The 16,783-nt window shown below is 58.7% G+C and carries 15 protein-coding genes; 7 read left to right on the forward strand and 8 right to left on the reverse strand.

Going from position 1 to position 16,783, the window contains the following annotated elements:
* The first annotated feature begins 23 nt into the window (after positions 1-23).
* Both ACP7D9_RS01445 and ACP7D9_RS01450 read left to right on the forward strand, forming a co-directional pair.
* Complete coding sequence (locus tag ACP7D9_RS01445) at positions 24-1,520, forward strand: helix-turn-helix transcriptional regulator (RefSeq protein ID WP_426155221.1); 1,497 nt, start codon at positions 24-26, stop codon at positions 1,518-1,520.
* 137 nt (positions 1,521-1,657) lie between these two features.
* Positions 1,658-1,915, forward strand: a complete 258-nt coding sequence (locus ACP7D9_RS01450) for a DUF1652 domain-containing protein (protein ID WP_101155245.1) — start codon at positions 1,658-1,660, stop codon at positions 1,913-1,915.
* 907 nt (positions 1,916-2,822) lie between these two features.
* On the opposite strand, the gene ACP7D9_RS01455 is transcribed toward ACP7D9_RS01450, so the two are convergent.
* The 6 genes from ACP7D9_RS01455 to ACP7D9_RS01480 form a co-directional block, all read right to left on the reverse strand.
* Positions 2,823-3,590: an SDR family oxidoreductase gene (locus ACP7D9_RS01455; protein WP_024013283.1), complete on the reverse strand. Its 768-nt coding sequence runs from the start codon at positions 3,588-3,590 to the stop codon at positions 2,823-2,825.
* A 36-nt stretch (positions 3,591-3,626) separates the two neighbouring features.
* The gene (locus ACP7D9_RS01460) at positions 3,627-4,694 is read right to left on the reverse strand and encodes a phosphotransferase family protein (RefSeq protein WP_101155241.1); all 1,068 of its coding nucleotides are present in this window, start codon (positions 4,692-4,694) and stop codon (positions 3,627-3,629) included.
* A 163-nt stretch (positions 4,695-4,857) separates the two neighbouring features.
* Complete coding sequence (locus tag ACP7D9_RS01465) at positions 4,858-5,826, reverse strand: 2-hydroxyacid dehydrogenase (protein ID WP_426155223.1); 969 nt, start codon at positions 5,824-5,826, stop codon at positions 4,858-4,860.
* Positions 5,827-5,993: 167 nt separating this feature from the next.
* Positions 5,994-6,416 carry a hypothetical protein gene (locus ACP7D9_RS01470; protein WP_426155225.1) on the reverse strand — a complete coding sequence of 141 codons (423 nt, stop codon included), beginning with the start codon at positions 6,414-6,416 and terminating at the stop codon, positions 5,994-5,996.
* Between the two features lie 15 nt (positions 6,417-6,431).
* Complete coding sequence (locus tag ACP7D9_RS01475) at positions 6,432-6,914, reverse strand: DUF4822 domain-containing protein (RefSeq protein WP_426155227.1); 483 nt, start codon at positions 6,912-6,914, stop codon at positions 6,432-6,434.
* A 228-nt stretch (positions 6,915-7,142) separates the two neighbouring features.
* The gene (locus ACP7D9_RS01480; RefSeq protein ID WP_426155229.1) at positions 7,143-7,526 is read right to left on the reverse strand and encodes a tautomerase family protein; all 384 of its coding nucleotides are present in this window, start codon (positions 7,524-7,526) and stop codon (positions 7,143-7,145) included.
* A 341-nt stretch (positions 7,527-7,867) separates the two neighbouring features.
* On the opposite strand from ACP7D9_RS01480, the gene ACP7D9_RS01485 reads away from it, so the two are divergent.
* On the forward strand, positions 7,868-9,148 hold the full coding sequence (locus tag ACP7D9_RS01485; RefSeq protein WP_426155231.1) for an HAAAP family serine/threonine permease: 1,281 nt from the start codon (positions 7,868-7,870) through the stop codon (positions 9,146-9,148).
* 173 nt (positions 9,149-9,321) lie between these two features.
* Here the strand turns inward: ACP7D9_RS01485 and acnB are convergent, their stop codons facing one another.
* Entirely contained in the window at positions 9,322-11,931 is a 2,610-nt protein-coding gene (gene acnB / locus ACP7D9_RS01490; protein ID WP_203422059.1) for a bifunctional aconitate hydratase 2/2-methylisocitrate dehydratase, read from the reverse strand.
* Positions 11,932-12,398: 467 nt separating this feature from the next.
* Between acnB and ACP7D9_RS01495 the strand changes: the two genes are divergently transcribed.
* Positions 12,399-12,869 carry a DUF1289 domain-containing protein gene (locus tag ACP7D9_RS01495; protein WP_101155227.1) on the forward strand — a complete coding sequence of 157 codons (471 nt, stop codon included), beginning with the start codon at positions 12,399-12,401 and terminating at the stop codon, positions 12,867-12,869.
* Positions 12,870-12,955: 86 nt separating this feature from the next.
* Here the strand turns inward: ACP7D9_RS01495 and ACP7D9_RS01500 are convergent, their stop codons facing one another.
* Positions 12,956-13,819: a universal stress protein gene (locus tag ACP7D9_RS01500; protein WP_426155233.1), complete on the reverse strand. Its 864-nt coding sequence runs from the start codon at positions 13,817-13,819 to the stop codon at positions 12,956-12,958.
* 160 nt (positions 13,820-13,979) lie between these two features.
* Here ACP7D9_RS01500 and ACP7D9_RS01505 point away from each other — a divergent pair, with 160 nt between their 5' ends.
* The 3 genes from ACP7D9_RS01505 (at position 13,980) to ACP7D9_RS01515 (ending at position 16,760) form a co-directional block, all read left to right on the forward strand.
* A complete protein-coding gene (locus ACP7D9_RS01505; protein WP_041480839.1) occupies positions 13,980-14,588 on the forward strand; it encodes a tRNA-(ms[2]io[6]A)-hydroxylase in 609 nt (202 codons plus the stop codon).
* Between the two features lie 177 nt (positions 14,589-14,765).
* A complete protein-coding gene (locus ACP7D9_RS01510; RefSeq protein WP_426155235.1) occupies positions 14,766-15,473 on the forward strand; it encodes a response regulator in 708 nt (235 codons plus the stop codon).
* Complete coding sequence (locus ACP7D9_RS01515) at positions 15,474-16,760, forward strand: ATP-binding protein (protein WP_426155237.1); 1,287 nt, start codon at positions 15,474-15,476, stop codon at positions 16,758-16,760.
* Positions 16,761-16,783 lie beyond the last annotated feature (23 nt).

Consider the following 16,783-nt stretch of genomic DNA (forward strand, 5'->3'; position numbering starts at 1 on the left):
CCGCATCACAGTGTGGAGATCCAATGAGCCAGGAAGTCCTGACTACCGAAACCAACCGTCGCCAGTTGCAGCAGATCATCGCCGGGCTGTCGGACGGGGTGATTCTGCTGGAGCTCGACCAAAGCATCCTTTGGGCCAACGAAGCGGCGTTGACCATGCATGGCGTCAGCACCATCGGTGATCTGGGCACCAACGCCGACGAGTACGCCAAGCGCTTCACGCTGCGCTATCGCAACAATCATGTCTTGCCGCCCGAGAACTACCCGATCAGCCGCGTGGCGCGCTGCGAGGTGTTCAATGATGTGTTGATCGAAGTCTCGTCCGTGGCCGATCCGGAGCATGTCTGGGTACATAGTGTGCGCAGCATGGTACTGACCGACCGCGTGGGGCAGCCCGAGTCGCTGGTGCTGATCATGAGTGACGTCACCGACTGGGCCAACGCCGAACTGCGTTTCGAAAAGACCTTCAACGCCAACCCCGCGCCAGCGGTGATCTGCCGGCTCAGCGATCTGCGTTACATCAAGGTCAATCCGGGCTTTCTGGAAATGACCGGCTATACGCGCGATCAGGTGATTGGCACCTCAGCCTATGAAATCGACATCTTCGAACAGGCTGATCAGCGCGATCTGGCGATTCAGCGCTTGCGCGATGTCGCGACCATCCCGCAGATGCAGGCGCAATTGAGCCTTCCGGACGGGGGCAGCAAACAGGTGATCGTCGCCGGGCAACCGTTGCTGCTCAATGACGAGAATTGCATGTTGTTCTCTTTCGTCGATATGGAGCCACGGCGCCTTGTCGAACTGGCCTTGCGTCAGAGTGAGGAGCGGTTTGCCAAGGCGTTTCGCCTGACGCCGGTGCCGATTCTGATCTGTACGGCTGACAAGCAGGAGGTCATCGACGTCAACCAGGCGTTCCTCGATACCCTCGCTTACGACAGCGACGAGGTGCTCGGCAAGACTGTCACGCAGTTGAGCTTTATTCACGATGACGGCGCCCGCACGCGGCTGTTGTCGGCCCTGGCGAAGAACGGTCGGGTGGATCGCGTCGACGTGCAGGTGCGCAAGAAGGACGAGGAGTTGCTGGAATGCGCGGTGTCCGCTGACACGGTTAACATCCATGACACGTCCTGCTATCTGCTGGTGTTGATGGACATGACCGAGCGCAAGCGCACAGAGCTTGAATTGGTAGCGGCAATTGAAGAGGTGATGAAGGATGCTTCGTGGTTCAGCCGCACGCTGATCGAAAAACTGGCCAACGTGAAGAAAATCAATTCGCCGCAGCTGCCCAGCGCTTCGTTCACTGATCTGACGGCGCGCGAGCGCGATGTGCTGGGTTTGATCTGTGAAGGGCTGGCGGACAAGGAGATCGCGGCGCGGTTGAAACTGGCGCCCAATACCGTGCGCAATCACGTGGCCACGGTGTATTCGAAGCTCGACGTGCACAGCCGCAGCGAGGCGATTGTCTGGGCTCGTGAGCGGGGCTTGTTTTCCGGAGAGTGGAGCACCAAGGGGCAGCGCTAAGGGTGCAAATGCACTAATTGCATAGGTGCAAATTCATGTATTGGCGCGGGCGCTGTGTTCTTAGGCTGGTGGGGTGCGGTGTAAGCCATTTCGGGCTTGCGATCGCGCCCCTTGAAGCAGCCATAGGAACAACGTCAATGATGAATCTTGCGCAGTTGCGCGCTCGGCTCGAGCACAGTTTTGCGCCGCTCGCTTGTGAGTGTTCGGTCGATGGTGACCATTCGCTGACGGTCAAGTTGTATCACCCGGATTCCGGGCAGGTGGATCTGGTGATCAGTGGCCTGGATCTGGCTTCGCTGCGAACGCCGCAGGCGCTTGAAGCGCTGGTGGGTGAGTTGCGGTATGAACTTGAGAGCAATTCTTTGCGCTCCTCGCGAGATCCGGATCTGGCTTAGCGGTTTTTGGACTTGGCGGCCTTTGGGCTGGCCATGCTCTGGGGGGGTGGGGGTATACCCGTTCCTGCGGGTGCTGCGACTTACGATTTCGAGCTTACGGCGAGGCACTTTTTCCAGACGCCCGGAATGCCGGCCCAGAAAAAAGTACCCAAAAAGGCGTCGCCCTGACGTTCGGCCCGCTCGCTGAGGCTCGGGGTTCCTTCGCTCCGGAATCGATCCCTCTACTGGGCTCTGAAATCAAGATCAAAAGCGGTACTCGAGCTCACGCTCATTGTTTTGAGTGGTGAAGCGCGGATGAGCTTTGCTTTTGCTTTTCTGTGGGAGCGGGCTTGCTCGCGATGAGTCCCTTGCCGGCAACGATGATCTCAATCCAGCCTTCTGCTGAAAAATCCCCGCAAAACCGACCGCCAATCCCACCCAGCCACCTCCATCCACTGGCGCTAACAAGGCGCTCAGCTATAAAGAATGAGTGGTCAGGTCTTCCGCGGCCGGTTGGGTTGCGGGAGTTTGTCTCTCATTACCGCGGATCGTCCTATGAATAATCCTGGGAAACGCGTCTTGCCGTTGGCTTTTCTTGCTGTGCTGTTGACCGGTTGTGCCAGTGCGCCGCCTCCTGCGCCTGCCGCGCCGCCGCCACCGCCGGAACGCCGGTGTGAAGTGCTGGAGAATACTGAGGTGGTTGGGGACATGTATGTGGATGGGCAGGTGACACGCCAGATCACGACTACCCGCTGCATAACCCAATAAGACTCGCGATTGCTCGATTCCACGAGGCCTGGAATCCTGCAGTGACCCTGTGGGAGCGAGCCTGCTCGCCAAGGCGTGGTATCAGTCGAAACCAGCTGACTGACGCGGCGCTTTCGCAAGCAGGCTCGCTCCCTCACGGGTTAGCAATTTGCCGGGGAAATCAGGACAGGAATCCGCCATCCACATTCAGTGCCACACCCGTGGTGTAACTCGACGCATCGCTGGCCAGGTACAGCACCGCGCCGGCCATTTCGCTCGGGTCGGCTACGCGCTTGAGCGGGATCTGGGTCAGCGCCTGTTTGAGAATCGCGTCGTTTTTCACCAGTGCCGAGGCGAATTTGGTGTCGGTCAGGCCGGGGAGCAGGGCGTTGCAGCGGATGCCGAATTGCGCGCATTCCTTGGCGAAGACTTTGGTCATGTTGATGACCGCCGCTTTGGTCACCGAATAAATGCCCTGGAAAATCCCCGGCGAGATGCCATTGATCGAGGCGACGTTGATGATGCTGCCGCCACCGTTTTCGCGCATCAGCTTGCCGGCCTCTACCGACATGAAGAAGTAGCCGCGAATGTTCACATCGACGGTCTTCTGGAACGCACCGAGATCGGTGTCGAGCACGTTGCAGAATTGCGGGTTGGTCGCGGCGTTGTTGACCAGGATGTCGAGGCGGCCGAACTGTTCCTTGATCCCGGCGAAGACCTGGCTGATCTGCTCCATTTCACCGATGTGGCAGGCCACGGCAGTCGCCTTGCCGCCGGCGGCGGTGATGGCGTCGGCGACGTGTTGGCAACCTTCGAGCTTGCGGCTCGAAACAATCACGTGGGCGCCTTGCTGGGCCAGCAGTTTGGCGATGGCTTCGCCGATGCCACGGCTGGCGCCAGAGACGAAAGCGATTTTGCCGTCGAGGTCGAACAACTGAGTCTTGGACATGGGATTCCCTTGTAAAAAGTCTTGTTATTGCCCGGATCAGAGGCTGGATTTCTGAATCACCTGCAGGCTCATCTGCTCCAGCAGTTTGTTCATGTGAATGAACTGCGCGAAGCGTTTGTCCTGGGTCTGGCCATGGTAAAAACGGTAGTAAATCTGCTGGACAATGCCGGCCAGGCGAAACAGGCCGTAGGTGTAGTAGAAATCGAAATTGTCGATGCTGATGCCCGAGCGCTCGGCGTAGTAGTCGACGAATTCGCGGCGCGTCAGCATGCCCGGTGCATGGCTTGGCTGGCGGCGCATCAACTGCACCGGCGCCGGGTCGCCCGCTTCGATCCAATAGGCGAGGGTGTTGCCCAGGTCCATCAGCGGGTCGCCGAGGGTGGTCAGTTCCCAGTCGAGCACGCCGATGATCTGCATCGGGTTGTCCGGGTCGAGGATGACGTTGTCGAAGCGGTAATCGTTGTGGACGATGCTCGATGTCGGGTGGTCGGCCGGCATCTTGTCGGCAAGCCAGGCTTTCACGGCTTCCCAGTGCGGCGCATCCGGGGTCAGGGCTTTTTCGTAGCGCTCGCTCCAGCCTTTGATCTGCCGCGCGACGTAGCCTTCGGGCTTGCCCAGATCGCCGAGGCCGCAGGCATTGTAATCAACGCGGTGGAGTTCGACGAAACGGTCGATGAAGCTTTTGCACAGTGCTTCGGTCTTCGCTGAGTCCAGGCCCAGTTCCGGCGGCAGTTCGGCGCGCAGGATGATGCCCTTGACCCGTTCCATCACGTAGAACTCGGCGCCCATCACCGATTCGTCCGTGCAGTGCACGTACGCCTTCGGGCAATACGGGAAGCCGTCGCGCAGTTGATTGAGGATGCGGAATTCACGGCCCATGTCATGGGCGGATTTGGCCTTGTGGCCAAACGGCGGTCGGCGCAGGACAAACTCCTGTTCCGGGTATTCGAGCAGGTAAGTCAGGTTCGAGGCACCGCCGGGAAACTGGCTGATCTGTGGGCTGCCGGTCAGGCCCGGGATGTGCGCCTTGAGATACGGATCGATCAGGCTGGCATCAAGTTCTTCGCCAGAGCGGATCCGGGTGGACTGGTCAGTAAGCGCCATGCTTATCCCTTCTGCTTATTTTGGAGGCCAGACATCATTGGCTAATCTAATGGCGCGCTCGGGTGCTCACAAGTGCGGGTCGGTCTTATAGGTCAGCGTGTTGCCGGATAATCAACTCTGGGAATGGGCGAGGATCGGCGCAGACCTGGGAAGGCCGCGCCGGTTAGTGCACGCGCTGGTTACTCAGTCTTGGGGGCAAAGCGACGGGCGTCAGCACCGGCTGCCCGGAGAAAAACGCCATCAGGTTCTTGCCAACCAGTTCCACCGTGCCTTGTATAGCCTCAGGGGAGAGTCCCGCGACATGCGGAGTCAGGACAACATTGCTGAGACTTTTCAGGGCATCGGGCACTTCCGGCTCGTGATCGAACACATCCAGGGCGGCGCCGGCGATACGCCGTTGTTCAAGTGCGGTGATCAGGTCTGTCGTAGCGATCACACTGGCTCTTGCGATATTGACGATGAATCCATTTGGCCCGAGCGCATCGAGCACTGCTCGCGTCACCAGATGCTGCGTTGTAATGCCACCGGGCGTGGCGACCACCAGAAAATCCGAAGCTCGAGCCAGATCGGCCGGTGTCGAGCAGAAAGAATAAGGGACGTCGCTGCGCACCTGGCGGTTGTGGTAGCTGATCTGCATGTCGAAGCCCAGTTCAGCGCGCTTGGCGACCGCCATGCCCACTGCGCCCAGCCCGAGTATTCCGAGACGTTTGCCCGCCAACGATGGGCGCATGATTTTCGGCCATTCACCGCGGCGTACAGCTGCATCGCAGCGCGGGATATCGCGAACCAGCGCGAGCAGCAGCGCCATCGCATGATCGGCCACCGACGAGGCGTTGACCCCGGCGCCGTTGGTGACAGTGATGCCACGGTCGCTGGCGGCTTGTAGATCGACCTGTTCATAGCCTGCGCCGATTACCGTGATGATTTTCAAGGCGGACAGGGCGCTGATCTCGTCGGCAGTCAGGCCCAGCGGACCACGAGTGAGCACAGCGTCGATGCGACTGCCATGGGTGAAGATGGCCTGCGCCCGCTCGGCGGGCGTGGGTGCAAGGATCAGATGGAACCCCTGATGCTCGAGAATCGGCAGATAGTCATTGATCGTTTCAACCAGTACCAGAACGGTTGCGGGCATTGCGCGGCTCCTGTGATTGGCGGCGGGTAGGTCGCGAACGTCGGCTCAGAGTGCTGAATCCGCAGCGGCTTGGCAATCGTTGCATTCGTGCGGTGATGCTCTGATTCTGGACGGCTTCATGCAAGAAGCAAGAACCCGCACACCGGTGATCCGGTGTGCGGGCGATCTCATTGGGCAGCTTGCGCTTTGCTCTGTTCGGCCAGGGCGATCGGTTTGAAATCATAGGTGGGATAGAACTCGGTGCGGTAGGTCCCCCACGCGGTATTTTCCAGCGCCAGGTTCACTTCTGCGAGTCGAGAGGCCGGGAAGCGCACGGTAACGACCTGCCCGATGCCCATCATGATGTTCCAACTCACCACTTCGACGCCGGCTGGCGGGAAGGTTTTATAAAAGCCTTGCTGGGCAAGTTGTGCCTTGAGTTCGCCGAGCGGCCGCGACTGATCATGCTTGAGAAACACCGTGAGCATCATGGTGTTGTGAGTGGCGACTTCTTTAGTCGGGGCCGTGGTGGCTTGCGCGCTGCTGACAGCGAGCAAGCTCGCGGACATCAGGGCCGTGGATAACAGCAATGACTTGAACGTCTTTTTCATAGTGAGCTCCAGAACTTACTTCAGCATGGCTGAGTTTGTTTTAACACTTCCGGTATAGGGCGCGTGAACTACATGAATGCGTACAGGTGGATTGCTTTCAATCATGTCGCGAGGCACTTCGCGAGAATAGGTAAATTCGTTTTTATTCAGGGTCTCCAGGCGTCGGACAATAGATTTGGTTGGGCCGATGTCCGGTACCAGAACATGCTTTTTCTGGTCGCCGGTCACGAAGAAATAACCGCCACCACCGTTCTTGTATTTGGATTCGCCAGTGTCGGTATAGAAGAATTCGTAGCGGTTTGTTTCGGGATCCCAAGTCGATATTCCGACGACGCCAGGGTATTTCTCTTTCACGTCAGTCTGCGGAGCGCCTTCGACGTACACCTTGGTGGTCAGCCAGCGGGGAGAGGAGCCTAGCTCGCGGATGTCGGCCTGGGCGCTCGCAGTGGGTATCAACAGCGCTGCAAACAGTAATCGGATTTTGTTGTGTTTAATCATGAGTCATCCTCGTTATCAGTTCGCGTGAATACAGAGTGTGGTCATTCAGGTTCAAGCGCAGGAAATATAGGCAGAGATTTGAAAGTGGCTCAAGAGTGAGGTAGCTGCTTGTAACAAACTAAGTGGTCTGTGTTTTTTGTATTAATTTGTCGCTAAATTAATCGCGTTCTAGTTTGTAGGATTAGTCTGAAAGTTATTGCTGATAATGTTTCAAGTTGGTTCAAGATTTCATGTGACGTATTGCGCGATGCCATTGCCGAACGACCAGTTCTCTTTCTTTACCTCCAGCAAATTGATGAACACATCCTCCAGTCGGATGCCCAATTGCGCATGCAGACTTTCAGCAATGGTTTTGAACAGCAATTGTTTCTTCTCCACGCTGCGGCCTTCGCTGATGGTGATCTGGATGAACACCACGCCGTCGGTGCGCGGGATGCCGAGGTAGTGAGGGTCATACACGAAGTGCTGGCTGTCGTGCTCGTTGAGAATCTGAAAATTGTCGTGCTCCGGCACATCAATACAGGTGCGCAGGGCGGCGTAGATCTGTTCGCCGATGCGTCTGGCGAAAATGGGGTCGGGGTTTCGCTGGATATCGATACGAACCAGTGGCATGACAGCCTCCTTGGGTTGTGGCTTCTATCACGCTAGATCAACGGCGGGATTCTGGTAGGTGGTTGGTCCGGAATATGTCGGATTCCGTGTATGAGGCGGACTACGTGGAATTTGTAAGCGGAGTCGGAAAACGACATTTAACGTGGCTGAAAACGGCAAAAACATTGCTGAAAACGACTACCCATCAATCTGCTCCGCACAACCATTCCTCAGCTAAGTCTTTGCTTGTGTTGATTTATCACGGAGAATCGCGCCCCTGTTTCGGCCGGAGCATGTCTGTCGGTTTTTTCCGACGCGTCCTGACCGAGTGGCAAGTGACCGGAATGCGGAGATCCGACCGGATGAATGATCAGGCCAATAGCCTCGAAAAGCGCTTCGACGCAGCAGCACCTGCTGAACTTTCGAGCTGGAATCGCCAGGACACCACCTGGATGCTGGGACTGTTTGGGACGGCAATTGGCGCCGGCACCCTGTTTTTGCCGATCAACGCAGGGCTGGGTGGCTTCTGGCCGCTGGTGATCCTCGCGCTGCTGGCGTTCCCGATGACGTTCTACGCACACCGTGGCCTGACCCGTTTTGTGCTGTCCGGCCGCGAAGGCGCCGATATCACCGAGGTGGTCGAGCAGCATTTCGGCATCAAGGCCGGCGCGTTGATCACGTTGCTCTACTTCTTCGCTATCTTCCCGATCCTGTTGATCTACAGCGTCGGCCTGACCAACACGGTCGCCAGTTTCCTCGAACACCAACTGCACATCACGCCGCCGCCGCGCGTGCTGCTGTCGTTCGTGTTGATTCTCGGCCTGCTGGCCGTGGTGCGCTGCGGTGAACAGGCGATCGTCAAGGCCATGAGCCTGATGGTCTATCCGTTCATCGTTGCGCTGCTGTTTCTCGCCGTGTACCTGATTCCGCACTGGAACGGCGGCATCCTCACCACCGCCTCGCAAGTGCCGGCGCCGGCCGCGCTGCTGCACACGCTTTGGCTGGCAATTACGGTGATGGTGTTCTCGTTCAATCACTCGCCGATCATTTCGGCGTTCGCGGTTGATCAGAAGCGTCGTTATGGCGAACACGCTGAAGAACGCAGCTCGCAGATTCTCGCGCGCGCGCATGCACTGATGGTGCTGATGGTGATGTTCTTCGTGTTCAGTTGCGTGCTGACACTGTCGCCGGCACAACTGGCTGAGGCCAAGGCGCAGAACCTGTCGATCCTGTCTTACCTGGCCAACCATTTCAGTAATCCGACCATCGCTTTTGCGGCGCCGCTGATTGCTTTTGTGGCGATCTCCAAGTCGTTCCTCGGTCACTACATCGGTGCCAGCGAAGGTCTCAAAGGGTTGATCGTCAAAAGCGGCAAACGCCCGGGGGCCAAAGCGCTTGATCGCATCGTCGCTGCGCTCATGCTGGTGATCTGCTGGATCGTGGCGACGCTGAACCCAAGCATTCTGGGGATGATCGAGACGATTGGCGGTCCGGTGATCGCGGCGATTCTGTTCCTGATGCCGATGTATGCGATTCGCAAAGTGCCGGCCATGGCGCGGTATCGCGGGCAGGCGTCGAATGTGTTTGTCACGGCTGTTGGTCTGGTGGCGATTTCAGCGCTGGTTTACAAACTGGCCGTGTGAGTGATCGTTCCCACGCTCCGCGTGGGAATGAAGCCCGGGACGCTCTGCGTTCCCAGGCGTGACGCGGAGCGTCACAGGAGGCGTTCCCACGCAGAGCGTGGGAACGATCAGCACAGGCATAAAAAAACGCCGCTCATCTCACGATGGGCGGCGTTTTTTATTGCGTTGCAGCGTTAGGCTTGAACGACCGGGATCTTGGCGTTCGCAGCAGCCTCACGGAACTCGGCGATCTGGTCGAAGGACAGGTAGCGGTAGACATCGGCGGCCATGCTGTCGATCTTGCCAGCGTATTCCATGTACTCCTCGACGGTCGGCAGGCGACCCAGGATCGAAGCAACGGACGCCAGCTCAGCCGAGGCCAGGTAGACGTTCGCGCCGTCGCCCAGACGGTTCGGGAAGTTACGGGTCGACGTCGACACCACGGTGCTGTTCGGCTCAACGCGTGCCTGGTTACCCATGCACAGCGAGCAGCCTGGCATTTCCATGCGTGCGCCAGCCTTGCCGTAGATGCCGTAGTAGCCTTCTTCGGTCAGTTGGTGAGCGTCCATCTTGGTCGGCGGCGACAGCCACAGACGGGTTGGCAGCTGACCCTTGACCTGATCCAGCAGTTTGCCGGCAGCGCGGAAGTGACCGATGTTGGTCATGCACGAACCGATGAACACTTCGTCGATCTTCTCGCCAGCAACGCTGGACAGCAGACGGGCGTCGTCCGGATCGTTAGGCGCGCAGAGCACAGGCTCGTTGATCTCGGCCAGATCGATTTCGATGACTTCGGCGTATTCGGCGTCGGCATCGGCTTCCATCAGTTCCGGATTGGCGACCCAGGCTTCCATCGCCTGAGCACGACGCTCCAGAGTACGTGCATCGCCGTAGCCTTCGCCGATCATCCAGCGCAGCAGGGTGATGTTGGACTGCAGGTACTCGGTAATCGACTCTTTCGACAGCTTGATGGTGCAACCGGCAGCCGAACGTTCGGCCGAGGCGTCGGACAGTTCGAACGCCTGCTCCAGGGTCAGACCTTCCAGGCCTTCGATTTCCAGGATGCGGCCGGAGAAGGCGTTTTTCTTGCCTTTCTTCTCGACGGTCAGCAGACCGTTCTGGATAGCGAAGTACGGAATGGCATGAACCAGGTCACGCAGGGTGATGCCAGGTTTCATCTTGCCTTTGAAACGCACCAGGATCGATTCCGGCATGTCCAGTGGCATTACACCAGTGGCAGCGGCGAACGCGACCAGACCGGAACCGGCCGGGAACGAGATGCCCATCGGGAAGCGGGTGTGCGAGTCACCACCGGTACCGACGGTGTCCGGCAGCAGCATGCGGTTCAGCCACGAGTGGATGATGCCGTCGCCCGGACGCAGGGAAACGCCGCCACGGGTCATGATGAAGTCAGGCAGCGTGTGGTGGGTGGTCACGTCGATCGGCTTTGGATAAGCCGCAGTGTGGCAGAACGACTGCATCACCAGATCAGCCGAGAAGCCCAGGCACGCCAGGTCTTTCAGTTCGTCACGGGTCATGGGACCTGTGGTGTCCTGAGAACCCACGGTGGTCATCTTCGGTTCGCAGTAGGTGCCAGGACGAACGCCTTGGCCTTCTGCCAGACCGCAGGCCTTGCCGACCATTTTCTGCGCCAGGGTGAAACCCTTGGTGCTTTCAGCCGGAGCTTCAGGCTTCTTGAACAGATCGAATGCCGGCAGACCCAGTTCGGCACGAGCCTTCTCGGTCAGGCCCCGGCCAATGATCAGCGGGATACGACCGCCGGCACGGACTTCGTCCAGCAGCACCGGGGTTTTCATTTCGAAGGTGGTGATGACTTCGTCGGTACCGTGCTTGCAGACTTTGCCAGCGTGCGGGTACAGGTCGATCACATCGCCCATGTTCATGTTCGACACGTCGAACTCGATCGGCAGGGCGCCGGCATCTTCCATGGTGTTGTAGAAGATCGGAGCGATCTTGCTGCCGAAGCAGAAACCGCCAGCGCGCTTGTTCGGCACGTACGGGATGTCGTCGCCGAAGAACCACAGCACCGAGTTGGTTGCCGATTTACGCGAGGAACCGGTACCGACCACGTCACCGACGTAGGCGATCGGGAAACCCTGGCCGCGCATTTCTTCGATCTGCTTCATCGGGCCGGTCTTGCCTTGCTCGTCCGGAACGATGCCGTCACGGGCCATTTTCAGCATGGCCAGGGCGTGCAGCGGGATGTCAGGACGCGACCAGGCGTCTGGCGCAGGGGAGAGGTCGTCGGTGTTGGTTTCGCCGGTGACCTTGAATACGCGCAGGCTGATCTTGTCGGCCAGCACCGGGCGCTTCTTGAACCACTCGCCGTCAGCCCAGGATTGCAGCACGGCCTTGGCGTGAACGTTGCCGTTCTTGGCTTTTTCCGCGACGTCGTGGAAAGCATCGAACATCAGCAGGGTGTGCTTGAGTTCTTCGGCGGCGACTGGCGCCAGCTCGGCGTCGTCCAGCAGTTCAACCAGAGTGACGATGTTGTAGCCGCCCTGCATGGTGCCGAGCAGTTCGACAGCGCGTTTCTTGTCCAGCAGAGGGGAGGAGGCTTCGCCCTTGGCCAGGGCAGACAGGAAGCCGGCCTTGACGTAGGCGGCTTCGTCCACTCCAGGCGGTACGCGATTGGTGATCAGGTCAACGAGGAAAGCTTCTTCGCCAGCCGGAGGGTTTTTCAGCAGCTCGATCAGGCCTGCTGTTTGTTCGGCGTTAAGCGGCTGGGGAACGATACCCAGGGCTGCACGCTCTTCGATATGTTTGCGGTAGGCTTCAAGCACAGTTATTACCCTCATCAGTGGTCCCAAATGGGTGTCCGGGACGCTCATCCCGAAATTGCCGTACTCATGCGCCTCACGACGTTGTGGGTCGTTCGGCCAGAATTACCGGCAATTCCTTACAGAAGCTGCTTTCAAAGTTTTACGCCTGCAGAACGGGGAGCTGATGAGGGTTGGCGTTGGGCTTTTCCCCGCTGGAAAAACCCTTCGCCAACACCGCTCTGAAGGAACGACTGTGCTCGTGACGCTTTGAAAACAGCTTCTAACGGACATTGGCGCCTTAAAAGGCTGGCTGATTCTACGGCAAAAAAAATTTAAAGGTAAGTCGCGCTCTATTGGACTTTCGTGGCAATAAGCGCGGCCGGAGCAAACGTGAGGCGCTGGCGAGACCTTGCTGTTTGAGGGGTGATCAATGCCCGACAAAGGGCTAACATGCCGGCCTGTTCCGCGTTTCAGTGTTCTGCCCATTTATGCCCAATCAGACCATCAAGACCCCCTGCGTCGGCCTCTGCTCCACCGTTTACGGTGACCTGGTGTGCCGTGGCTGCAAGCGTTTCCACCACGAAGTGATCCATTGGAATGGGTACAACGAGGAGGAAAAGCGCGCGGTCTGGCTGCGTCTGGAGCAATTGCTGTCACAAGTGATGGCGAGCAAGGTCGAGATCTTCGACCCGGCGCGCCTGCGCGAGCAGCTGGAGCAGCGCAAGATCCGCTTCGTACCGCATCAGTCGGAATATTGCTGGGCCTATCAGCTGATTGCCCGGGGCGCGCGGGTGATCGTTAATCTGGAAGCGTACGGGATGGTGTTGCTGCCGGAGTTCCGCGACTGGAACCTGCCGGAACTGCGTGACGCCATTGATCGTGAGTTCTTCCTGCTGTCGGAAGCGCATTATCAGCGCTACATCGCCCCCGGTTTCCTCAAAGACGCCTTTGGCGCCTGAGCAGCAAAAGATCGCAGCCTTCGGCCGCTCCTACATGGGAATGCGTTCTACCCGCAGGAGCTGCCGAAGGCTGCGATCTTTTGCTTTTAATGTTTCACGGTCAATTCCACCAGATGATCCTCAACTTCCTGCGGCTTGAGCACCAGCACATCGCTCTCAAGCGCATCCAACACTGCTTCGGCGGTATTGCCGATCAACGCACCTGTCAGGCCGCTGCGCGCCACCGTGCCAATCACCGTTACCGCGGCCTGGAGCTTGTGCGCCATGAACGGGATCAGCACATCCGCCGGGCCTTCCTCGATGTGCAGGTGCTCGTCATCGACATCGAACTCCGCCTGGAACGCCCGACACTGTTCGCGATATTTGGCTTCTATGGTCGATTTGAGCTGAAACGTCGGATCGGCTGCCGAGAGCATCGGTGACGGATGCGCGGTGATCACATGCAGATGCGCCTTGGCCAGGCTGGCGATGTCGTAGCCATGATCAATGATGGTGCTGTGCAAATGCCGGTGCTCACCGTCGGCATTGCCGACATCAACAGCCGCGAGGATGACCTTGTCCTTCCACGAACCAGCGGTTTTCACCAGCAGCAACGGAGTAGGGCAGTGGCGCAGCAACTTCCAGTCGGCCGGGGTCAGCAGAGCCTTTTTCAGTGAGCTGTCGGGAAAGTGCTGCTTGATTACCAGACCGCAACCCTCGGCCTGCTGCACATCGATGATGGTTTCGTGCAGGCTCTCGTTCCATGCCTGTTCGGTGGTCACGCTGTAGCCTTCGGCGAGCAATGCAGCCTTGAGCACGCTGAGCAGCCCAGCGTGATCATGCTTCTTGTCGCACACCAGTAGATGCAGGTGGGCCTGAGTGACGCCGGCGATCAGCTTGGCGCGCTTGAGCGCCAGGCTTTGCGCATGTTCAGGTTCGATGACCACCAGAATGCTGCGAATGGCTTGCATGAGCGGAGTCTCCAGCAAAGAAAAGGCACGGCGTTGCACAACTATAGTTGCTACCCGAACGTCTGCGACTTGATGCATATCAACAGCCGCTGCTGGTGGTCTGCGGGCAGGCCGGTATAATCGGCGCCCTTCGCTCGAACACCTTTTTACCGTGAGCCCCATGATCCTTCCCGAAATCCACGAATTCCTTGGCTGCCGCACCCCCGACGCCTGGGTCCAGGCGGCACTGGCCGATCAGGAAACCCTGCTGATCGACCACAAGAACTGCGAGTTCAAGGCCGCCAGCACGGCGCTGAGCCTGATTGCCAAGTACCACGCCCATGTTGACCTGATCAACATGATGTCGCGCCTGGCCCGGGAAGAACTGGTGCACCACGAGCAGGTCATGCGCATCATGAAGCGGCGCAAGATCGAGCTGCGTCAACTGCACGCCGGCCGTTACGCCTCGGGCCTGCGCAAAGTGGTGCGCAGTCACGAACCGGTGAAACTGGTGGATACGCTGGTCGTCGGTGCCTTCATCGAAGCACGCAGTTGCGAACGCTTCGAAGCACTGGTGCCGCATCTGGATGAAGAACTGGGCAAATTCTATTTCGGTCTGCTGAAAAGCGAGGCGCGGCATTTTCAGGGTTATCTGAAACTGGCGTATCAGTATGGTGATGCCAAGGATGTCGCTCAGGTGATCGAGCGCGTCCGCGCGGCCGAGCAGGAACTGATCGAATCGCCGGACGAGGAATTCCGCTTCCACAGCGGTGTTCCGGTCGCCGCATGACGGGGCAGCTCCTACAAAAAACGAACATCATCGTCTGATTGTAAAAAACTCTTAAGAGAATGAAACATCACCGAAAACCGGCCCGCGTAGCCGGTTTTTGCTGTTTACCGTCATCGCCTGTTCGATGAATGCCCGCATAATATCGGCCCTTCCACGTTTGGCTTGGCAACGGTCGTTATGGATAACCTGGGTTTCGGCAAAGTCCTGCTGGTCGAAGACGACGAACGTCTCGCCGCACTGATTGCACACTTTCTTGAGCAACACGGCTACGAGGTACGCACGGTGCATCGCGGCGATCTGGCCGTGGCGGCGTTTCTCGAATTCAAGCCGAAAATGGTGGTGCTGGATCTAATGTTGCCGGGGCAGAGCGGGTTGCAGGTCTGCCGGGAAATTCGCAGCGTGTCGGATACGCCGATCGTCATCCTCACGGCCAAGGAAGACGACCTTGATCACATTCTCGGCCTGGAATCAGGCGCTGACGATTACGTCATCAAACCGATCAAACCGCCGGTACTGCTCGCACGGCTGCGTGCGCTGCAACGGCGACAGATGCCGGACACCAGCGTGGTCAGTTCGCTTGAGTTCGGGCAATTGAGCATCGACCGCAGTTGCCGTGAAGTGCGCTTGGCCGGTGAGCTGATCGAGCTGACGACCATGGAGTTCGAGCTGCTCTGGTTGCTCGCCAGCGCGGCGGGCAAGATTCTTTCGCGCGATGACATTCTCAATCGCATGCGCGGCATTGCCTTCGACGGGCTCAACCGCAGCGTCGACGTCTACATCAGCAAATTGCGCAACAAACTCAAGGACAACCCTCGCGAGCCGGTCTGCATCAAGACCGTGTGGGGCAAGGGCTATCTGTTCAATCCTTTTGCGTGGGAATTGTAGATGCTGCGCTTATTCCTCGGTCTGTTTCTGGTGATGACAGTGGGGCTGGTGCTGGCCTTGCAGACGGTCGAACACACCTTCAACGCGTTGCTCGACAGCCAGATGCAGGATTACAACCGTGAAGCCGTGCGCGGTCAGGCGTGGTCGCTGGTCGATCATTTGCAAGGGCGGCAGGGTGCCGAGCGTGAACAGAAACTCGATTCGTTGCGCGCGCATTACGGCCTGTCGCTAAGTCTGATCGAGGCCGATCAACTGGCGCTGACGCCGCAAGAAAAGGCCGAACTGGCGCAGAATCTGCTGGTGATCCGCGACGATTACACGCAGTTCATCAGCAATATCGATGGCGGCTCGCAATTGCTCAGCATCAAGCTGCCGCCGGAGCCGAGCCTGATGCCGTTCTATATCACGGCGGCCTACATGATGTTGGCGGTTTTGATCGGCATCGTGCTGTTTTTCTGGGTGCGCCCGCACTGGCGCGATCTGGAAAAGCTGCGGCTGGCCGCCGAGCGTTTCGGCGCGAACGATTTGTCGGTGCGCATCCAGTTATCGCGGCGCTCGAACATCCGTGATCTGGCCGAGCACTTCAACCTGATGGCGGCGCGCATCGAGGGGCTGATCGCCAACCAGCGCGAACTGACCAACGCCGTGTCTCACGAATTGCGCACGCCGATCGCGCGGCTGTCGTTCGAACTCGATCAGCTCAAGCAACAGCCGGACCCAAGCCAGAATCGCGAGCTGATCGCCGACATGTATGCCGACCTCGGTGAGCTTGAGGAAATGGTCTCGGAGCTGCTGACCTACGCCAGCCTCGAGCACGGCGCGACGGTAATCAAACGCGAGAAAATTCACGCGGCCGACTGGCTCGACAGCGTTGTCGGCAGTGTCGCGTTGGAAGCTGAAGCGGCGGGTGTGCAGTTGTCGATCTCAGGTTGCCAGGTTGACATCGTGAGCATTGAACCGCGTTTTATGGCGAGGGCGGTGATCAACCTTTTGCGCAACGCCATCCGCTATGCCGAGCAGCGCGTTGAGGTGTCTCTGCTGCGCAACGGCGATGACTATGAAGTGCGGGTCAGCGATGACGGGCCGGGCGTGCCGCTGAATGGACGGGGAAAAATCTTCGAACCGTTTTCGCGACTCGACGCCAGCCGTGACCGGCGCACCGGTGGTTTCGGGCTGGGTCTGGCGCTGGTACGGCGGGTGTCGCAGTCCCATGGTGGGCAGGTTGAGGTTGGCGATTCGGTGTGGGGTGGAGCGTTGTTCAGGATGACCTGGGCGCATCTGGACTGATTGATATTGCCTGCTCGCGAAGG

The sequence above is a fragment of the Pseudomonas sp. TSRC2-2 genome (assembly GCF_049897785.1).
In the GTDB taxonomy this organism is placed as follows: domain Bacteria; phylum Pseudomonadota; class Gammaproteobacteria; order Pseudomonadales; family Pseudomonadaceae; genus Aquipseudomonas.